Genomic DNA, 21,375 nt, shown 5'->3' with positions numbered 1-21,375 from the left:
GGGGGCGATGCTTACTTCCGTCGTCGATCGCCCAAATAGATCGCCAGTAACAAGGTATCTTCAAGATTAGCCGTTATGTAAGGATTTATGAGATGCTCGTACAGCAATCATTATCCCCTCAGTAACGATATGGACTGGCTGCTAGACCCCTTGAATTACGAGTTTATGCGGCAAGCGTTAACGGCAGGTGTGCTGATGGGCATTTTGTGTCCGATTGTTGGCACTTATCTGCTTGTGCAGCGGATGGCGCTGTTGGGTGATGTGGTGGCCCATGCGGTGCTGCCAGGGCTAGCGATCGCCAACTTCCTTAATATTCCTTTGCTCGCCGGAGCCTTTGTCTCTGGTATGTTGGGAACCTTTGTCACGGGCTGGATTCGCTCGCACTCTAAAGTCAAGGTCGATGCGGCCATGGCCATCACCTTCTCCAGCTTTTTCTCACTCGGCATCGCCCTGCTCACTAGCCTGCGCAGCCGCTTAGATCTTGAAGAGCTGCTTTTTGGCGATATCCTCAGCATTGCCCCAGCAGATGTGTGGGAAATTGGGTTTGTAACGCTTGCGGTGTCGATCGGCGTGAAGGTGTTCTATAAGGAGCTGTTGTTTTTTACGTTTGACCCGTTAGGTGCAGAAGCAGTTGGTCTGCCGGTAGCTGCGATGAATGTTGGGTTAATGGCTGCAATTACGCTGACGATTGTCGCCAGCATCAAGGCTGTGGGCGTAATTTTGGTAGTGGCGCTGATGGTTAGCCCGGCGGCGGCGGCCTATTTGCTCACCAAAGAACTGCACTGGATGATGGTGGTAGGCGCAGGGTTAGGTGTGTTTTCTTCCCTGGCGGGGATGTACATTAGCTACTATCTCAATACGCCGTCTGGGCCGGCGATCGCGCTAACGCTTTTTGCCTGCTTTCTATTGGCGTTGCTGTTTAGTCCGAGTCAAGGGATTTTGACCCGCAGCCGAGGGGGATTCAAAGCTTGATGGCGAGGGTCTAATTTCAGGGACTTAATTCAGGGGCTTAATCGTATTATCCAGAATTTCGATCGGTCAACAGCTAGCAGGTAAACGGAATGGAGTTCCGATCGTGCACAGCTGCTTGGATATTTGCACCGTAGGCTTGTTGAATATTTTCCATCGTCATAACGGCTTGCGGCGTATCGTTGGCTAGCACGCGGCGATTGAGCAACAGCAGACGATGATAGCGATTGAGCGTCTCACCCCACTCATGAGAGCAAACCAGCAGCGTTTTACCCTGCTCGCTGAGGTCGGCGAAAATGCTCAGCATGATGGCTTCTGTTTTTTTATCGATGCCGCTAAAAGGCTCGTCTAGCAAAAACAAATGGGCCTGCTGGGCTAAGGCGCGAGCTAGAAAAATTCGCTGCTGCTGACCGCCCGAGAGCTGACCGATCGGACGGTTTTTGAGGGGTAACATTTCCACTCGATCGAGCGCTGCACTCACTAATTTTTTTGCTTTGGCATTGGGAGAGCGCCCCCAGCCCAGGGCTTTTGTCTGCGCCATCATCACCACATTCCAGGCCGTGATGGGATAGTCCCAATCAATTTGCGATCGCTGCGGCACATAGGCGACCTGCCGTCGCTGCTGCTTGAGCGAAGCCCCGTTCAATAAAATCTGCCCCCGATAGGGCGTTAGACCCAGAATCGCTTTGAATAGGGTGCTTTTTCCCGCGCCGTTAGGACCAATGAGCCCGACCCATTCGCCTGGGTGCAACGTCAGCGAAACTGCCGTGAGTGCTTCGATGTCTCGATAGTTAACCGATAGGTTCTCGACCGTTAGCATACTAAAAAGTAATAATCATTATCGATTTGCAAGTGTATATCGACCGCTTTTAGGGTTCAAGCTCCGGCAAAGACTCGCTGAGCAGGAGAACACTGCCTTCACCTTCCCTAAGCTTCACGACGATCAGGTAGCGAGGCATTTCGCCTTGTAAAAGTCGGTACGCCAATCCGGCAGAAAAGTTTTTTTGGGGCTGGGGAGCAAAACCTGTATTGCTGCTAAGTTCGGGCATGACCACGTCTCGAAAAACCTGTTCTGGTGTTTGCTCTGGAAAGTGAGAAAAGGAGGAAACGTCAAGCTTGCGCTGCTTGTTTTCATCGAAGAATCGATCGATCTGCCCTGGTTCTCCGAAGTGATCGAAGATTTCGAATAGAGTGAATCCAAATCCATCATCCTGGTCCTTAAGATTGCCAACCAAGTTCTTCCAGTCCGCTGCGATTCTGACCTCATCGGGAGGCGTGACTGGTGTGGGAGTTGAAGGGACTGGTGACGGCTTGGGCGCAGGAGCGGGATCTGGATCGGGAGTTGCCTTGGGCGCAGGCTTATCGATGGGGCGATCGCTCGTCTCAATGATGGGGTCATCTAGTGTCAAGTCTGCATCGGGGTCTGCCTCGGGCACAGGCTCGTCGATGGGGCGATCGCTCGTCTCGGTTATGGGGTCATCTAGTGTCCAGTCTGCATAGGGGGTTGCCTCGGGCACAGGCTCGTCGATGGGGCGATCGCTCGTCTCGGCGATCGGGTCATCTAGTGTCCAGTCTGCCGGTGTGGGCTGAGACTCGGATGCCCGCAGCGTTGGCAGCTGGCTTGCGTCAACTAGAGAAATTGAGCTTATGGGGATTGGGATTGGGGTTGAGGATACTGCCGAAGGGCGAGGCTTTTCTTGCAATGGGAAGAGGGCTAACACACTGTGGAGCAGTATGGAGAGGAAAAGTGCTACACCGCGATCGCTCTTTTTGTCCATGGCTGTGCAGGCTAAACAATCCTAAAATCTAGTTGTTGACAGGCGAAACGACTAGATTTATAATACCGAGCGATATGATAATGATAATCGTTACTAGTATTATGTCATTGTTACCGCCTGTCAAACAATAGCCCATGAAACGTTCTTTTCACCTATTCACTGCGCTTGCTGTCCTTGGCGGAGCATCCACTCTCTTTCTCAACGATCGGGCCGCCCACAGCCAAGCCAATCCTCAAGTGGTAGCCAGCTATAGCGTACTGTGCGATCTCACCGAGCAAATCGCTCAAGACACCCTAGACGTAACCTGCCTGATAGAAGCGGGTGAAGATCCCCACATCTACAACGCCACCCCTGCCGACAGGCGTGCCATTGAATCCGCCGATTTGGTTCTGTACGGGGGCTACGGGTTCGAGCCAGACATTATTCAAATGGTTGAGGCGACAGATGGCGATGCTCCTCAAATTGCCGTTTCCGAAGTTGCCATTCCCGAGCCGCTTTTAGGGGCAGCTCACGACCACGGTAGCCATGACGAACATGACGAACACGGTCATGATGAGCATGGCCATGACGAACACGGCCATGACGAACACGGCCATGATGAGCACGGCCATGATGAGCACGGCCACGATGAACACGGCCATGACGAACATGATAAACATGGTGAAGAAGATAGTGAACCCGATCCCCATGTCTGGCACGATGCAGAAAATGGCATTGCGATGGTACGTACGATCCAAACGCAGCTCAGTGAAGTTTTTCCTGACAATGCCGACCTTTACCAAGCCAATGCACAGAGCTTAATCGCTCGGCTTACTCAGCTCGATACTTGGATCGAGCAACAGGTAGACACGGTTCCCGAATCGCAGCGAGTACTCGTGAGTACCCACGATGCACTGGGCTACTACGCCGAGGCTTATGGCATTCGCATTGAGGCTGCTTTAGCGAGTTTTAGTACTGAAGCTCGTCCGTCAGCGGCCGACTTAAGAGAACTGATCGATGTTGTTGAAGGCAGCAACATACCGGCTATCTTTATCGAGTCAACTAGCAACCCTGGACTGATTGAAGCGGTTTCTAGAGAAACAGATATCGGGATTTCAGAAGAGCCTCTTTACGCCGACAGCTTAGGAGAAGCTGGTCCCGCATCGACCTATACAGGCATGCTGATGACCAATACCTGCACAATTGTCAGCGGTCTGGGTGGCAGATGCAACGAAGCTGCTGCACAGGCATTTCTCGAGTGACATACTCCCGGTGCTAACATAAGGGCGCGTAAGGCGCGCCCCATGTAGAGCGCGGGGCGAAGCGTCGCGGAGGGTGCTGGCAGGGTAGCTCAGATGTCTAATAGATATCTCCAGAAATAAAATCAATTTCGATGCCGAATTCATACATTTTTTATCCCTTTCCCCCTTAACCCTTCCCCCTTAACCCTTTTTCTCCAGATGTCTAATGGCAATACGCAGATAACTCAGAAATGGATTTATCGAATTCGATCGGTCTGCCGCTTGCATCCGATAAGCGATCGAGTTTCTGCATTCTCCACAAACTAGGTACGTCTCGATGAGGGGAAGTTATGCATATCGCATGACGGAAATAGATGAGGGTAGGAGAGGTGGGATGCAAAACTCGGGAGCTATGCTTAACCTCGTCGTTGCTGGATTTGGGCGATCGGTAATAACAACGTCTCTTCAATTTCCTGTCGTACCTCTCGACTAAGGTAGCAATCGTTATTCAAACAATTGGCGAGCAGTTTGTTCGCTTCGTGATACTGCTCTAAGAATTCTTTTTGTTCCGCGCTGAATTGCCAGTCGTGTCCGATATTGCGATACTGAATCATTGCTGCTCTCAACTGCTCTCTCCATGCTTCACTATTGGCCTGCCACCAAGATTTAAATTCTTCTGGATCTCCTTTCGGATCGGGACGGTGTGCCATTAGATCTTGCAGAACCTGTGTCAGCTCTGGATATAGGGTTCGGGAGAGGTCGAGGTTGAGCTTGAGGGAGAGGTCGAGGTTGAGCTTGAGGGAGAGGTTGAGCTTGAGGGAGAGGTAGACGTAAAGGTAGAAGTCGAGGTTGAGGTTGAGAGAGAGGTCGAGACCAAGAGAGAGGGATCGGGAGAGTTTGAGGTTGAGGGAGAGGTCGAGGGTTTGGGAGAGGTCGAGACCAAGAGAGAGGGAGAGGTAAAAAGCTCGAATGGCAACCAGTTTATAAGGAGCATCAACCGATCGCGCTTTCTCATCCAACCACATCAAAAACTGCTGTAACTTTTCATCTCCCGCCAACAACCCATCGATCCGTTCCTTCATTAACTGCAACAACACATCGGCACTATCCAACATCCCCACCGCCAGCAAAAATACCTCTCGCCAGCTTTTATCGGTAACGTGACTGACTAACTCCAGCAAGCTCGGATCGTCCATCGCGTCTGGATTGCAACGGGTGACGATTTTCTGGGCGGTGAAATATTCGTGAAACGTCAGGTGAGAGAACGAATAAATCTTTCTTGCTCGTTCCACAAATAAACCGTGCTGGGCTTCAATAGATTTCAAAACCGCCGCACTGTCGCATTCCAACGCTTCCGGGTCGGTGCTGGCACCCGGTAAGTTTTCGATGTACTGGCTGATGTAGCATTCCACCTGCCGTTGTTTGAAGAAATAGTTCCCCGCTTTAAAAGTTGTATGAGCAACGTTCCCGAGTAAATCTTGCTTGCGTTTGAGGGAAAGCTTTTGGTACACTTCATCCCGTTCGATGTTGCGCGTGGCATCCCATTTTTTCAGCAACACATCCACTCCCGTCTGGTACAACTCAGCGCGATTGCCCGGAAAGCTGCCGGAGTCTTCAAACACCAGACACAACAGCGTCAGCAATAAGGGACTCGTCGCCAGTTCGCGGATGGGTTCGTCTTCTTCCAGCTTTTGGGTAAACCGTTCGGCTTTGATGGGATCGTTTTTGCACTCAAACCACTTGCTGGAAAAATCGGCAATTTGCGTGTCGTCGAAGTCGGCAATTTCTACCTCGCTAAAAGACTCGAATCGATATTCCTGGGCGGCAATCCGGCAGGTAATGATGTATGGATTTTGGGGAAATTGCTGGGAAATCTCCTCGATTTGCCGCAAAACCCGACGGCTATCATCATCTCGAACTTCATCCAATCCATCTAACAACAACAATGCCCGACCCCCGCGCACCATCTCTGCAAGGGGAACTCCTTTTTTAAAATAGGCATTGAGATAGGTCAGTAAATCCGGTTTTCCCGGTTTGTCGGCAAAATCCTTCAGCGTTACGAATATCGGAACCCGCGCGGCTTGGAATTTTCCACCCATGCACAGCATTGCCAAATGCTTGAGAAACGTGGTTTTTCCCGAACCTGGTTTTCCCAGCACTATCAATTTCGTGTACTTGTCAACGGCTTCCAATCCCGGAACCCGCTCTTCTCGCACGTTTCCCAGACAAACCCGATCGAACTGTTCGCGATCGACTTTTCCGTTTAAATCTGCCAGTTCTCGCCCGATGCGCCCGGTAATTCTCTCCAGAATATTAACGCGGGTATAAATCTGACCTAATCCGATGGGTTGGTTCATATCCAAGACTCGCATTGTGCCGCACTTTTCCTGGATATAGGGTTGAATGGCGTTTCGCACTTTCTGTACTCGCGCGTCGATATCAGGTTCGGCATCCTCTGCGACTATTGAATTTTGAGGCTGCCAACATCGATATCGCTGCTCAAGATACTCTCTCAAGCGGATTTCTTTCCGTCCGCGAACCGTTTTCAAGTGAAATTTCGAGTAAATCTCCGTCAAACGTTTTTTTAGCGCCCCTTCGGAAATATTCAGAGCCTCATCAATTTTGGCTCGACTCATATCATCCCCAAATAGATGCAGAAATACATCGATCTGCTCCTGACTTAATTCTTTCTCGCCTGCAATCTTTTTTAAAAAGGGTTTGGGGAATGACATGAACTCAGCTTGCAAAGGTCTCAAGGTCAGTTTAGCTAAGTTTTTAGTCGATTGCAGTTTACCCAAAAATTAGAAGGTAGACAGTGGGGGAACAGGTATAAGATTTGCACTTTCGATCGCATAACTACTTACCCTACGATTCTGAATCTCGGAGGGCGAAGCATTTGGATTGTAGACTTTTGGTTTTACTCATGACATATCGCTCAAATGCTTTGCCCCTACAGGTGGGAAATCATCAAAAAAATGCCGAATTCTGGCAAAGTCTGGGTAAGTCCGTTAAAGTCCGGCTAAGTCCGAGAGATAAGTACCAAAAGGAATTGCGATAGTGAATTCAGTCAATCAACTGAGGCAAAAAAATGAATCCCAACAAAGTCACTCCCGCATTCCACCAAGTCTTTTTCACTGTTGTCTGCTTCACTCTTCTTTCCGGTGGCGGTTCTTTCTGGCTAGCGGGAAAAGATAACCTTTCCCCCGAGCAAACCCGCATTTTTGAAACTTGCAATACCACCTGGAATATGGGGATTGGGGCGATATTTGGATTGCTTGGAGTTCGGGCGATAAATCCCTTAAACTCACAAGAAGAGGAGGAGTAATCTTGAGGTAATAGAGCGTAGGGGTCAAGCGCGTCGCCATGTGCGAAGAGATATACGACTGTTGACTCCTACAAGCTTGCTCTCGATGGCATTTCTTGAATCGATGAGGTGCAGACGATCTCCCTAAATCCCCCTGAATAAGGGGGACTTAAGGTTCAAAATTAGTCTTCACAGACTTGAGAATGTCTACAAATCAAAGAGGAATTTAATCAATCTAAACTGTGATTTATTTCGCTCCGACCGGCATACCCAAAATCTCTTCAATCTTCGGCATTTCTTCCAACGGAATTACCCGTCCTTCATCTTCAAATCCATCAATTTCATTGAAGTTGAGATAGCGGTACAAATCCGAAGCAAAGGGGTCGATTTTCTCTTTGACAATCTCCAGGTATTCTTCCACCGTGGGAATGCGTCCTAAGAGGGCACAAACCGCCGCCAACTCCGCAGAACCTAGATAGACGCGCGCCCCCTTACCCATGCGGTTGTTGAAGTTGCGGGTGGAGGTAGAAAACACCGTTGCCCCATCTTCTACGCGGGCTTGGTTGCCCATGCACAGAGAACATCCGGGCATTTCCGTACGCGCCCCGGCGGCGGCAAAAATACCGTAGACCCCTTCCTCGCGCAATTGCTTTTCGTCCATCCGGGTGGGGGGGCAAATCCAGAGGCGACCTTTGACCGTTCCCGCCCCTTCCAAAATCTTGGCGGCAGCGCGATAATGACCGATATTAGTCATGCAAGAACCGATGAACACTTCATCGATTTGGTCGCCCACACATTCGGACATTAACTTAACATTATCCGGGTCGTTGGGAGCGGCGACAATTGGCTCTTTTATTTCGCTTAAATTCACCTCAACGGTATCGGCATATTCGGCATTTTCATCCCCTTGCATTAACTCGGGATTTGCCAACCATTGCTCCATTTTCGCCACCCGACGCATAATCGTCCGAGCATCGCTATAACCCCGCGCGACCATATTTTTGAGTAGGGCAACATTCGATCGCAAATACTCGGCAACGGTATCTTCGCTGAGTTTAATCGTCGAACCGGAACAAGACCGTTCCGCCGTCGCATCGGTCAATTCAAACGCCTGTTCCAGCTTCAAATCCGGCAGACCTTCCATCTCCATAATCCGCCCGGAGAAGACATTTTTCTTATTCTGTTTCTCCACCGTCAGCAATCCTTTTTGGATGGCAACGTAGGGAATGGCATTCACAATATCGCGCAGGGTAATTCCCGGTTGCAACTCGCCGGTAAACTTAACCAAGACCGACTCGGGCATATCCAAGGGCATCACCCCCAAAGCTGCCGCAAACGCCACCAACCCGGAACCGGCCGGGAAGGAAATCCCTAAGGGGAAGCGAGTGTGGGAGTCGCCGCCGGTTCCCACGGTATCGGGCATCAGCATCCGGTTCAGCCAGGAGTGGATGATGCCATCTCCCGGACGCAGGGCAACCCCAGCCCGTTGGGCGAAGAAGTCGGGGAGGTTTTGATGGGTTTTGATGTCTACGGGTTTGGGGTAGGCGGCGGTGTGGCAGAAACTCTGAATCACCAAATCGGCGCTAAACCCGAGGCAGGCCAGTTCCTTGAGTTCGTCGCGGGTCATCGGACCGGTGGTATCTTGGGAACCGACGGTGGTCATCACCGGTTCGCAGGAGGTTCCGGGACGCACGCCGGGAAGTCCGCAGGCTTTGCCCACCATTTTCTGGGCGAGAGTGAAGCCTTTGCCCGTATCGGCCGGCATTTGGGGGCGGGTAAAGATGGGGCTGATTCCGAGTCCGAGGGCTTCGCGGGTTTTGTCCGTGAGGCTGCGCCCGATGAGGAGGGGAATCCGGCCGCCAGCGCGCACTTCATCAACGATGGTATCGGGTTTGAGGCTGAAGGTGGAAATGACATCCCCGGCAGCGTTGGTGACTTCGCCTTTGTAGGGATGGATGGTGATGACATCGCCAGTTTCCATCTTCGTCACGTCGCATTCGATGGGCAGGGCACCGGAGTCTTCGGCGGTGTTGAAGAAAATCGGGGCGATCGCACCTCCTAAAATATACCCCCCAGCGCGTTTGTTGGGAATGAAGGGAATATCATCGCCAATGTGCCACAGCAGGGAGTTAATCGCCGATTTGCGCGAAGAACCGGTTCCCACCACGTCGCCGATGTAGGCTACGGGATGTCCTTTTTCTTTGAGTTGGGCGATGGTATCCAAGCCTTCAGGCATCCGCGACTCCAGCATTGCTAAGCCGTGGAGGGGAATATCCGGGCGAGTGGTGGCGTGGGGGGCCGGAGAGAGGTCGTCGGTGTTGGTTTCGCCGGGAACTTTGAAGACAGTGACGGTGATGGTTTCGGGAAGTTCGGGACGACTGGTGAACCAATCTGCATTCGCCCAGGCATCGATGACTTGTTTGGCGTGGGGATTGCCCTCGGCGAGTTCGAGGACGTCGTGGAAGGCATCGAAAACGAGGAGTGTTTTACTCAATGCCGTCGCCGCAGTCGCAGCAATCTTGCTATCTTCAGATTTGAGCAGTTCGACTAAAGACTGGACGTTGTAGCCACCGACCATGGTTCCGAGGAGGAAAACGGCTTCTTCAGAGGAAATGAGGGGGCATGGGATATCTCCTTTGGCGACACCGGTGAGAAATCCGGCTTTGACGTAGGCCGCTTCATCGACACCGGGCGGAACCCGATCGCGCAGCAATTCTAGCAAAAATTCTTTATCCGCATCGGGGGGATTTTTGAGCAACTCGCACAAGTCGGAGGTTTGGGCGGCATCGAGGGGTAAGGCGGGAATTCCGAGGGCGGCGCGTTCTGCGGCGTGTTTGCGGTATGCTTCCAACATTCGGGTCTTCTCCATAAACAGTATCGGTGTATTAAGAATGTTAAATCTTTATCCATGTTTACGGATACTCCCGCACCATAAGTTCGATGCAAGGTGCGATCGCATTTTGGCCGGTTGAGTGATGCGATCGCCATTCATCGGTCAGAAACCCCCGCACGTTCTTTGGACACAAATTCCCCTGGGGTAGATCCCCCTCCCGTCCACGGCAGTCCGGTCTTGGGGTCTCCCCAAGACCGGACTGCCTCCCCTTCAAAAGGGGGAAGCCAGAGGATGCGCGCGCAGTTAGTTGGTCCGGGAAGCCATAGGATGCTTCGCGGTGTGTGGGTTGGCAACTGTTTCTAGTACCGCTACAGGTCATTAAAAATGCGTCTTGAAAAGTTGAACGGGGCTCAAACCGACACCCCCTGCGCCCGCGATGCACGCAAAATTAAAAATGCTTACTGTACATAGCTTTCAACGGTTGAGAACAAGCTGGTTATTTCTGCAGTGCTACACTAGTTTCCCCCTTAAAAAGGGGGGTTAGGAGGGATCTCGGATCTCAATTGATTAGACCGGAATCCTGGCTTTTATAGCGGTTTTCATAATGGTAGACCCCAGGCAATTGAAACGGGGTCGGCACGGGGGCACGACCCCTACATTACCGATGTCTTTTCACATTTTTTGAGTGAACTCGCGTTCGGGGTCAATATTTTTGAAAACGGCTGTAATTGCATTTCAATACGGTTTTGTCAAGTGAAAAATATGAGTTCGATCGAATGAAGAATACGATCGCATCCTCAACCCCGACTCTGCATATTTCTTGTTCTTTTCACCTATAACTAAGACAACAACACCCATTTTTGCCTTTGCCGAGAGTGAATTTAGGGATTGAATACAGCAAATAACGGTTTGTGCTGATGATTTGGAGAAGCCAACGAAATCAATGAAAACTCGATCGCCCAATTTTGGAGATGCACAGATCGCAGCATCCTCCTCACGGGCGCATCTACAGGCGATCGAGTTTTATATCGGCAAAGTAAAAACCCGATCGCTCTTGGGTAGAAAAAGGCTCAGACAGACCGTAAAGCGATCGCAGTGAAGACATAAAACGCGCGAGGGATGCAACTCATTGCAACCAAACGCGCAAATTTCGATTTAACAAAGCAGATTTCTTGCCCCTCAGCGGCAAGAACGCTCGTTGCAGTCGAGCGCATGCTTGGGCATGGAGACATAGATTAATGAGTAAAGTAGTGACCCTGAAGTTCGTAAACGGGAGTCTCGAACAGGGATTTTCAGTGATTTTGCAAATTGCCAACGAAGGCGAGCGAGCATCGTTTCAAACGATCGCCCAGTTACCACCAGCACCGGAGATTCCCCGGTTCTACCACCAGTGGCAAACAATTTATCGCTCTTTAGGAGAACCCATCCGGCGGGTGGCAACCCCCCATCGAATCGAATTTATGCCGGAGGAAGCCACCCACGTTTCGAGCGAAGATTGCGATCGCATTGCCGAGCAACTCTCCAAGCGGATGAATTCCTGGCTGCGGGCAGAATCCTTTCGGGCAGTGCGCGAAGGACTGTTGGAAAACCTGAAACGCACCGATGCCATTCGGCTGCTGCTGCAAACGGAAGACGTGCAACTGAAGCGGTTACCCTGGCATCTTTGGGATTTCTTCGATCGCTATCCCAAAGCCGAAATCGCCCTCAGCCTTTCCAAGTACAAACGCAGCCACCCCGCCGCATCCACAAGCCCCAAGGTGAAGATTTTGGCGGTTTTGGGGAATAGTTCCGGCATCAACATCGAAGCCGATCGGATTCTACTGGGAAAACTGCCCAATGCCAAAGTCCGATTCTGCGTTAAACCCCAACGCCAGCACATTAACGATCGCTTGTGGGATGAGGGATGGGACGTGTTGTTTTTCGCCGGACACAGTTCCAGTAACGCCAACGGCGAAACCGGACGAATTCAGATTAACGACAAAGAAAGTATTTCCCTCAACCGCCTCAAATACGGACTCTCCCGCGCGGTGAAAAACGGTCTCAAGCTGGCGATTTTCAACTCCTGCGACGGATTGGGACTGGCGAAGGAACTGGCGCAATTGCAGATTCCTCAAATTATCGTCATGCGCGAACCGGTTCCCGACATGGTGGCGCAAGCGTTTCTCAAATCCTTCCTCAAAGCCTTCTCTCGCGGCGTTCCCTTTTATCTGGCGGTGCGAGAAGCGCGGGAACGGTTACAAGGTATTGAAGATCGATTTCCTTGCGCCACTTGGTTGCCGATTATTTGCCAGCATCCCGCAGAACGACCGCCGACTTGGGCGAGTTTGGGGGCGAGTATGGGGGTGAGTTCGACTCCCATCGCCTCGGCAGAAGATAGCGATTTGAGAACCACCCAGGTTCTCGATAATACTCATATGAGCGGGGAGATTGGCATCGATGTCGTCAAAGTCCGCATTCCCGTCCCACCCGCGAAAACTCCGAAGAGAACTCAGAACACGACTAAAACCCATAAAAACCCTCGTTCCGCACCGCTACGGCATAAACCCTCTCCCACAAAACCATCTGTTAGGAAACACCGCCCGAAATCTAGCAAAAAATCGTTCCTAGCCCGAGTCAAAGAAGCAGCCAATAGCGTGGCAACGGCAGCCGGGAAACTCTATGAATTCCTGTCCTGGGTGCAGCAAGTCAGTATCGAGATTCTGCAACTGATGGTGTTTGCCGGGATTGGCAGTGGATTGGGGGCGGCTGTGGGATTTTTCCTCACCTACCATTCTCCCTTTTCCAAGGGCATCAAAATGCTTCTGTCTCGATCGGGATTTTCCCTTCCCCTAGGCATTACCCTCGATCTCGAACCATCGCTGTTGGTGTTTCTATGTGCCGGATTGGGGGTGGCTTGGGGACTGAGCAAAGTGACCCATCTCGAGCGAGAACCAGCAGTCTTCGCACCCATGGGGATTGCGGCGGTTGGTTACGGAGTCGCCTGGTGCGTCTGGCAATTCGATACGGCCGATACCACGGCGGCGACGATTTCCCATTTTGGAGCGATCGTCGTTCTCTTTCTCTTCCTGGGGATGAGATTTACCGAACACCCCGTCATGCATACGTTAATTGGGTTTTTCGGAACGGCGATCGTTTTGCCTTGGTTTGTGGGCGGCAGTGACTTTCAAACGTTTACCCGATTGATGCTGGTGAGTCAAAGCGCACCGGTGAGTTCCAAAGCCCTGCTGATGGTGGCTCACATCAAACCCCTATTCTGGCAAAGCATTCAGTTTTTTACCGTTCTGGGTTTGGTGGCTAGTTTTTGGTTGGGAGTGAGTTACTATCTCGTTCTACCCCGTTGGAGTTGGCGTTAGGGGGATGGGGAGGAGGGGTGTGGGGTGTAGGTGTAGGGTGTGGGGGAAGACAAGGGAGATACCAACAACCCACCTATTGTCCATTCACTCCCTCACCTGGTTGTCAGGAGGGCAAAGCATTTGGATATGTCAGGTTTCGTTTTGCCCATCATTTATCGCCCAAATGCTTGTGCCCCTACAGTACCCCCTCTCCCTAAACCCAATCCTTCGCCCGATCGACGGCCTTCTTCCACAGGCTAAAATTCTCTTGGGCGGCGGCGGCACCGGCACCAGGTTCGAAGACGCGATCGATTTTTCGGTTGCCCACCAAGGTTTTGTAGGAATCCCAGAATCCCACGGCTAACCCGGCTGCAAAGGCCGCACCCTGGGCGGTGGCATCGAGAATGGCGGGACGTTCGACGGGGATGCCGAGGACATCGGCTTGGAATTGCATCAGGAAGTCATTTTGACAGGCCCCGCCATCGACTTTCAGGGTTTGAATGGGAGTACCGCTATCTTCGTTGACGGCTTCGACGACTTCTTTGACTTGATAGGCGATCGCTTCTAAAACTGCCCGTACCATCTGTTCCCGCTGCACCCCTCGGGTAATCCCCAAAAAGGCACCTCGGGCGCTCATATCCCAGTGGGGCGCACCTAAACCGCTCAGGGCGGGGACGAAATAAACGCCGCCGTTATCTTCTGCTTGGCTTGCCAGAGCTTCGGTTTCGGCGGCCGTCGAAATTAGTTTCAACCCGTCTCGCAACCACTGAATGCAGGCCCCAGCGGTGAACATACTCCCTTCGATCGCATATCCGATTTCCGGGGCAATTTCTGGGGAATCCCCGGCACCGGATTGACTCCAGCCGACGGTGGAGAGTAAATAATTCTTCGATCTCGCAATCTCGTCCCCGGTATGGGCAACTAAAAACGCGCCGGTTCCGTAGGTGCATTTGAGGGAACCGGGACGGTTGCAGCCGTGGGCGAATAAGGCGGCTTGCTGGTCTCCGAAAATGGCGGCGATCGGAATTTCGACTCCCAAAATACTGGCATCGGTGCACCCGAATTCTCCCAAACTGGTCTGAATCTGGGGCATAATCCCCTCGGGAATGCCAAATCGATCGAGCAGGGTGTCATCCCAGGTGCAAGTTTTCAGGTTCAGCAGCATCGTCCGGCTGGCGTTGCTGTGGTCTGTGGCGTGGACTTTGCCCCCAGTTAAATTCCACAACGCCCAGGTATCGATCGTACCGGCGAGGACGTTGTCCCAATCCACGGATTCGTGGGTGTTCGCCCAATCGATGAGCCAGTTCAGTTTGGTGGCACTGAAGTAGGCATCAAGGACGAGTCCGGTGCGATCGTAAATATCTTCAACGAACCCCTGTTCTCGAAGTTGGTTGCAAAGGGGGGCCGTTCGGCGATCTTGCCAGACGATCGCGTTATGCAGGGGTTTGCCGGTGGTTTTATCCCACAGCAGGCAGGTTTCTCGCTGCACGGTAAGACCGATGGCGGCAATCTCCCCCGCATCGATTCCGGCCTCTTTGACGGCGTTTTGCATCGCCCAGGTCAAATCCTGCCAGATTTCCGTCGCGTCGTGTTCCACCCATCCCGGTTGGGGATAGTATTGAGTCAGTTCCTTATAAGCTTGAGCGACGATTTGACCGTCTGCATTGAAGAGAATGGCTCGATTGCCGGTGGTGCCCAGATCGAGAGCCATGATGTAGGCCCGATTTTGACTCGTCATGAGTAAGTGTCCTGTAAGAAGTGGTCGAAAAATCGATCGGCATGGGGGAAATAAGGTTTCGAGAGGGCGATCGAACCCATTCTCTCGATTTACATTTCCTCGGTTCCCAGTTCGCGAGCGATCGATTCGTCCAAAACCTCATTGAGACAATTTACCTCCCTCTATCGCGCGCGCTCGATCGTCAATGCGAGGAGGATGGGAGTTGCTGCTCCTGAGCGACTGTAACTCAAATATTTGCTCCGTGCAATCCGATCGAAGACAATCGTTACGTTCCGATACTTTTGAGCGGTCAGATCCTACGCTTTTTGATGCAAGAATTGCTTGAATTGGTGAACCTGTCGTGTCAAGAACTCGAAAAGGAAAACCAAGAGCGTAATTGATGGCAATGCCGGAAGAATTGATTGAAGTAGCTTGCCACGATTTTTGAGTAAAAGTGCTTATTCAATCGAGAAAATGATGGCGATCGCAAGGTTAGATTCTCAGGGTTGCCAGAGTCGATGGATCGAACATGTTATCAAAAAAGGAGATTTTAATGTTAGGATATCAGTATTTATTTTAAATAATCGCAAATTAGATTCTCTATATTGTGATTTAACCAACTATTAACGTCAGATTGAAGAAAATTTAGATTTTTCTAGTGTTGATGTTAAAACTTGATGTTTTTTATCGAGTTCAAATTCGATCGAATTTCGCGTCAGTCCGTCAACATCGAATCCTGGAGGTTTTTGAAGCCACCTATGTCTCTGAAGGCGTAGCCAAATCGATCGTCTTCGCTGGCTCGAATGTCTCTCTTCGAGGATAAATCTCGTTGTCAGCATTCAGACATCAGCCGTCAGTCGTCAGCGAAAAACTCCGATGCAGCTGATAACTTTAACGTGTTCCAAGCTAAAACTCCGAGAATTTTGGCGTTCCCGAAGAGTCGATAGCCGAACGCCGAACGCTGACCGCATGAATGCTGACATATCTTGAAAATTTGACGTTCCCCGATGCCTGATTTCAAACCGTTTTTATAACGTCTGAGGCGATGGCAAACCTATAGACAAAATGACGGTTTATGTTTACTGTAAATGTTGATTCGATCGTCGAAAAAGTGGAGAAAAAGACGAACTCCATGGCGTTAGTATCCGGTGGCGATCAAAATCTATTTACCCTTGAACCGCATTGAATCAGATTGAGGTATTCCATGAAATCATCCCTTGTCATTCTTTACCACCGCGAACCCTACGATGAAGTGCGTGAAAACGGTAAAGTCTTCTATCGGGAAAAGAAAAGTCCCAACGGCATCCTCCCCACCCTCAAAAGCTTCTTCGCCAATGCCGAACGTAGTACTTGGGTGGCTTGGAAACAAGTGACAGAGGACGAAAAATCCGACTTTCAAGAATGCATGACCTTCGAGGGGTTAAACGAAAATTGCGTCGTGCGTCGCATTCCCCTCGCACCGGAACAGGTCAGCAATTTCTACTACATTACCTCCAAAGAAGCCTTCTGGCCGATTCTGCACTCCTTCCCCTGGCAGTTTACCTACGACTCCACGGATTGGGAAAACTTCAAGCACATCAACCAACTCTTTGCCAAAGCCGCCTGCGAAGATGCCGCCGAGGACGCGCTGATTTGGGTACACGACTATAACCTGTGGCTGGCCCCCTATTACATTCGCCAGCAAATGCCCAACGTCAACATCGCCTTCTTCCACCACACTCCCTTCCCCTCCGCCGATATCTTCAATATTTTGCCCTGGCGGGAAGCGATCGTCGATAGTTTGCTCGCCTGCGATTTGTGCGGGTTCCACATTCCCCGCTACGTCGAGAACTTTGTCGATGTGGCTCAAAGTCTGCGTGAAGTGGAAGTCCTCAAGCGCATCCCCGTCGACCCTTCTTTTACTCCCAGGGGAACGGCACTGGCTGACCCGGAAATCACCTCTCAACTGCGCTATAAAGACCGCATCATCGAACTCGATGCCTTTCCCGTGGGAACTAACCCCGCCTACATTCGCAGCATCGTTGAGAAAGAGAGTGTCGCGCAGCGGGTGCAGGAGATTCGCGCGGATTTAGGGGAAAACAGCAAGCTGATCGTGTCTGCCGGTCGGATCGATTACGTCAAGGGTACCAAAGAAATGCTCTTGTGTTACGAGCGCCTGCTCGATCGCAAACCGGAGTTGAAAGGTCAGGTGAATTTAATCGTCACCGCCGCCGCACCGGCTAAAGGAATGCGGGTGTACGAAGAGGCGCAAAGCGAAATCGAGCAATTGGTGGGTAAGATTAACGGTCGCTTCGCCAAACTCAATTGGACTCCCATCTTACTCTTTACCGCCCCCTTGCAGTTTGAGGAATTGATGGCCGTCTATCGGGCCGCTGATGTGGCCTGGATTACCCCGTTGCGAGATGGTTTGAACCTGGTGGCTAAAGAGTTCGTCGTTACCCATGCCGAAGAAGGTGGGGTGCTGATTCTTTCGGAATTTGCCGGGTCGGCGGTGGAGTTACCCAGCGCGCTGCTGACGAATCCCTATTCGTTCCACGATATGGATGAGGCCATCGAACGGGCGTTGGTGATGCCCGAAGAGGAACAGAAACAGCGCATGAGCCAGATGTACCAGGCGATTTGCCGCTACGACGTTCAGCAATGGGCCAACCATATGTTCCGCGAAGCCAAAGCCGCAGCAGCCAATGCCACATCTCAAGAAAACCTGACATTAGCTTAAAATCGTGCGAGATTTTTCTGTCATCGAACGTTCGGATTACGATCTCATCGTCATTGGCGGCGGGATTAACGGTGCGGGAGTTGCCCGAGACGGGGCGCTACGCGGGTTAAAAACGCTGCTGTTGGAGAAGAATGATTTTGCCAGCGGTACCACCAGTTGGTCGACCCGCCTGATTCACGGCGGGTTGCGCTACTTGGAGTATTTCGAGTTCAACCTGGTGCGAGAGTCCTTGCGCGAGCGAGAAATTCTCCTCAAAGTCGCACCGCATTTGGTACAGCCGATTCAGATGACAATTCCCATCTACCGGGGGGCTGCCCGGAGTTATTGGGAAATTCAAGCAGGAATGGTGCTTTACGACCTGCTTAGCTTCGACAAGACGTTGCCCAACCATCGGATGCTACCGGCACCGAAGATGCGGCAACTCTTTCGAGGCGTCAATTCAGAGGGATTGAACGGGGCGGCGCAGTATTACGATGCCCAGGTGGTGCGTGCCGAACGGTTGTGTTGGGAGGTGATTCTTTCGGCACAACGGGCTGGGGCGGATGTGTTTAACTACGCCGCCGTTACCCAAATCGATCGTCAGGGCGATCGCGCGTCAGCCATCACCGTTCGCGACGAGCTAACTCAAAAAGAGTATACCGTTGCCGTCGGGTCGCAAACGGTTATTATCAATACCTCCGGTCCCTGGGTGGATAAGGTCTGCGGTTCGGGGCGGGCAGGAGAAGAACCCGCTCCCATCGGCGATCGCAAAATGGGCGGTACCAAAGGCTCTCATATCTTGGTGCCGCCGTTCCCCGGCGCGCCGGATACCGCCCTGTACGTGGAAGCCCAAGCCGACGGTCGCCCTTATTTTATCGTGCCCTGGCTGAACCTGTATCTGATCGGCACCACCGATCGCCACTACGAGGGCGATCTCGATCGGGTCAAAGCCGATGACGATGAAATTGACTACCTGATTGCCGAAACCAATCGCGTTATCCCCACGGCGCAACTCTCCCGCCAGGACGTGCTGTTTACCTATTCTGGCGTGCGTCCCCTGCCCTATGCCAAAGGAGCCAAACCCAGCAGCATCACCCGCTCTCACATTCTGCACGACCACGCCGCCGAAGGGGTAAACAATCTCATCTCTTTAATCGGCGGCAAACTCACGACCTATCGCCAGGTGGGAGAAGAAATGGTGGATGCGGTGTATCGGAAGCGGGGAGAACCGAAGGTGTCCTGTAAGACCGATAGCGCGCCCCTCCCCGGTGCGATCGCCCCAGAGGATCCCCGGATCGCCCAGGCGATTTCCCACTGGGAGGGAACCCTATCTCGGGAGGAGATCGCCCATTTATTTGCCCTGTACGGAGAGGGGGCGACAGAGGTGCTTGCCTTAGCCGAAGGGGATGGGCAACTGGCCGAACCCATCGTTCCCGGCTTACCGGATATCAAAGCCCAAGCCGTCTGGGCCGTGCAGCGGGAAATGGCTCACACCCTGGTGGATATCTTCCACCGTCGCACCACCGTCGCCTTGCAAGCCAACTACGGATTGGATGCGATCGCCTCTGTTCTCCCCTGTTTGCAAAAACACTGCAACTGGGATGCAGATTGGTGCGATCGGGTAGTTGCCGATTACCAAGCCTATCTCAAGGACAATAACTTACCCGACTACCTGGGAGATAAATAACCGCTGGCAACTCTCGGTAATTTTGACGCCAGAGCAGATCCCTTCACCGTCCGCCTCTGGGTGTAACTGATACTCGACCAGATCCCTTCACGATTCTGAATCTCCTCGCCATCTTCGCATCTACCCATCGACAGCGCGATCGCGGTTTTCACTCAACACATTAAAATTTATAGCAGTCGCCATTCGAGTTAAGACAACACCAGCTCATTGTGTAATCTGTTCGAAGTCTTCCCCCCATGCTCCTGATGCCCCCGAAGCCTACCTTCATGAGTGTCCGCGCTTGCTCTGGCGACGGCTATAGATTTATAGGGTGGGCAGTTTTCCTAGGAGAATTTCTCTTCTACAGCGAACATCGAACGACCAACCCATCCCGATCGAACCTCCGGTAGAAATTAAAAAACACATCAATTTCTAGCAGATTTGTAGGGTGAGCAGTTTTGCCGGCGGGATTTCACCTTGACGCAGATCGTCGAACTACCCACCCACGCCGATTCAGCGATCGAAGTGCCCCAACCTTCCCGATCCGCCTCATGTGACATACTCCCGACGCTAACATGACTGGAGGCGCCGTGCGCGTCCCATGTATAGCGCGGGCTTCTTACCAACACCACCCAAGGGTTCGGTTGCTCGGTAAGCTTTATCTTTGACGGGATGCCCCACCGCCAGCTTGAGAATATTTCGTGCCGCGTTCACATCTCTGTCCGCCGTATATCCACATTTAGGGCAGGTGTGAATGCGGTCGTTCAGTGTTTTAGGAACTTTTGTTCCACAGTTAGAACAATTCTGGGATGTGTTTCTGGGATTCACCGCAACCGTTAACAAACCAGCATTTTCAGCTTTGCTTGCAAGGATAGACAGGAATTGCCCCCAGCCCGCATCGAGAATTCCCAACGCACATCGAGTACGGGCTAAACCTTTGATATTCAGCTTCTCGTGAGCCACCAGGTCGTGAGAGTCCAGTAAGCTCTTGGTCGTCTTAAAATGAAAGTCTTTGCGGGTGTCCGCAACTTTTTTATGCGCGATGCCAAGCCTTGTGATTGCCTTTTGACGATTGACACTGCCTTTTTTCTTCCGACTGACTGACTTCTGAGCTTTCTTGAGTTTCTTTTGAGCCTTTCGGTAGTACTGAGGTATGGCAACTTCAGAACCATCAGACTTGACGAGGAACGCTTTTAGCCCCATGTCGATCCCCACAGCGGCGATCGCATCGTCTTTGGGGATGACGTTCGGCACGGTGTCGTCTTGAATCGCAAGGGTCACGTACCAACCGTCAGCTTTTCGAGAAATGATGGCCGTCTTGATTTTGAACCCATCAGGAATATCTCGATGTAAGACCAGCTTGACATTGCCAAACTTGGGCAGTGTTAGACAATTCCCTTCCAAGGGAGACTTGCCCAGTGAGGGGAAGGTGAAAGACCGATAGCGACCCCTGCCCTTAAACCGTGGTTTCCCGCTGCGTTTTCCGTTGCAGTCACCTTTTAGATAGCGCTTGAAGGCCAGGTCTACTCGCTTAACGCAGTCTTGGAGAACGTGGGCGTGTAACTCTCCGTACCAGGGACGATCTTTCTTGAGTTGTACCAGCGACCGTTTCTGAGAATAGTAATCCGGTCGTTCCCGCAGTTTCGGTAAATGACAGACCAACGGACAGGAATTAACAGACGTGCGGTTTTGCTCATACCAGTTGAACCGATCCGCTAACAGGTAGTTGTCGGGTAGGAAGGCATACGTCGCCGTATCCTTCCCCCCATAGAACCGGACTTGACAGTTTCCCATCATCCGGCTCAGACTCCTTTTCCAGAGTGAATGTCTGCGTGGCAGCTTCGATGTATGAGAGATA

Annotated in this window: 13 protein-coding genes; 7 read left to right on the top strand and 6 right to left on the bottom strand. The window is 51.8% G+C overall.

Translation table 11 applies throughout. From position 1 onward, the window contains the following. Positions 1-129 precede the first annotated feature (129 nt). A complete protein-coding gene (locus AC2215_RS15050; RefSeq protein ID WP_486810833.1) occupies positions 130-972 on the top strand; it encodes a metal ABC transporter permease in 843 nt (280 codons plus the stop codon). 73 nt (positions 973-1,045) lie between these two features. Here AC2215_RS15050 and AC2215_RS15045 read toward each other — a convergent pair whose 3' ends face one another. Both AC2215_RS15045 and AC2215_RS15040 read right to left on the bottom strand, forming a co-directional pair. Next, entirely contained in the window at positions 1,046-1,789 is a 744-nt protein-coding gene (locus AC2215_RS15045; RefSeq protein WP_486810832.1) for a metal ABC transporter ATP-binding protein, read from the bottom strand. Between the two features lie 49 nt (positions 1,790-1,838). Continuing rightward, positions 1,839-2,747, bottom strand: a complete 909-nt coding sequence (locus tag AC2215_RS15040; protein ID WP_486810831.1) for a hypothetical protein — start codon at positions 2,745-2,747, stop codon at positions 1,839-1,841. Positions 2,748-2,881: 134 nt separating this feature from the next. On the opposite strand from AC2215_RS15040, the gene AC2215_RS15035 reads away from it, so the two are divergent. Beyond that, on the top strand, positions 2,882-3,988 hold the full coding sequence (locus AC2215_RS15035; RefSeq protein WP_486810830.1) for a metal ABC transporter solute-binding protein, Zn/Mn family: 1,107 nt from the start codon (positions 2,882-2,884) through the stop codon (positions 3,986-3,988). A 395-nt stretch (positions 3,989-4,383) separates the two neighbouring features. On the opposite strand, the gene AC2215_RS15030 is transcribed toward AC2215_RS15035, so the two are convergent. Then, positions 4,384-6,699, bottom strand: coding sequence for an NACHT domain-containing protein (locus tag AC2215_RS15030; protein ID WP_486810829.1), 2,316 nt, complete (start codon positions 6,697-6,699; stop codon positions 4,384-4,386). A gap of 191 nt (positions 6,700-6,890) precedes the next feature. Between AC2215_RS15030 and AC2215_RS15025 the strand changes: the two genes are divergently transcribed. Both AC2215_RS15025 and AC2215_RS15020 read left to right on the top strand, forming a co-directional pair. Next, positions 6,891-7,025 (top strand): hypothetical protein, encoded by a 135-nt coding sequence (locus tag AC2215_RS15025; protein WP_486810828.1) that lies wholly within the window; start codon positions 6,891-6,893, stop codon positions 7,023-7,025. 30 nt (positions 7,026-7,055) lie between these two features. Beyond that, complete coding sequence (locus AC2215_RS15020) at positions 7,056-7,292, top strand: hypothetical protein (protein WP_486810827.1); 237 nt, start codon at positions 7,056-7,058, stop codon at positions 7,290-7,292. A gap of 226 nt (positions 7,293-7,518) precedes the next feature. Here AC2215_RS15020 and acnB read toward each other — a convergent pair whose 3' ends face one another. Beyond that, positions 7,519-10,125: a bifunctional aconitate hydratase 2/2-methylisocitrate dehydratase gene (acnB, locus tag AC2215_RS15015; protein WP_486810853.1), complete on the bottom strand. Its 2,607-nt coding sequence runs from the start codon at positions 10,123-10,125 to the stop codon at positions 7,519-7,521. A gap of 1,217 nt (positions 10,126-11,342) precedes the next feature. On the opposite strand from acnB, the gene AC2215_RS15010 reads away from it, so the two are divergent. Continuing rightward, positions 11,343-13,457: a CHAT domain-containing protein gene (locus AC2215_RS15010; protein ID WP_486810826.1), complete on the top strand. Its 2,115-nt coding sequence runs from the start codon at positions 11,343-11,345 to the stop codon at positions 13,455-13,457. Between the two features lie 193 nt (positions 13,458-13,650). Here AC2215_RS15010 and glpK read toward each other — a convergent pair whose 3' ends face one another. Continuing rightward, complete coding sequence (glpK, locus tag AC2215_RS15005; RefSeq protein WP_486810825.1) at positions 13,651-15,174, bottom strand: glycerol kinase GlpK; 1,524 nt, start codon at positions 15,172-15,174, stop codon at positions 13,651-13,653. Between the two features lie 1,183 nt (positions 15,175-16,357). On the opposite strand from glpK, the gene ggpS reads away from it, so the two are divergent. Together ggpS and glpD are read left to right on the top strand one after the other, a co-directional pair. After that, a complete protein-coding gene (gene ggpS, locus AC2215_RS15000) occupies positions 16,358-17,872 on the top strand; it encodes a glucosylglycerol-phosphate synthase (RefSeq protein WP_486810824.1) in 1,515 nt (504 codons plus the stop codon). Between the two features lie 4 nt (positions 17,873-17,876). Continuing rightward, entirely contained in the window at positions 17,877-19,538 is a 1,662-nt protein-coding gene (glpD, locus tag AC2215_RS14995) for a glycerol-3-phosphate dehydrogenase (RefSeq protein WP_486810823.1), read from the top strand. A gap of 549 nt (positions 19,539-20,087) precedes the next feature. Here glpD and AC2215_RS14990 read toward each other — a convergent pair. Then, positions 20,088-21,375: RNA-guided endonuclease InsQ/TnpB family protein (locus AC2215_RS14990; RefSeq protein WP_486810822.1), on the bottom strand; the 1,288-nt coding region annotated here is incomplete at its 5' end.

The sequence above is a fragment of the Zarconia sp. genome, from assembly GCF_057467645.1.
This window is presented reverse-complemented; position numbering and strand designations above follow the sequence as displayed.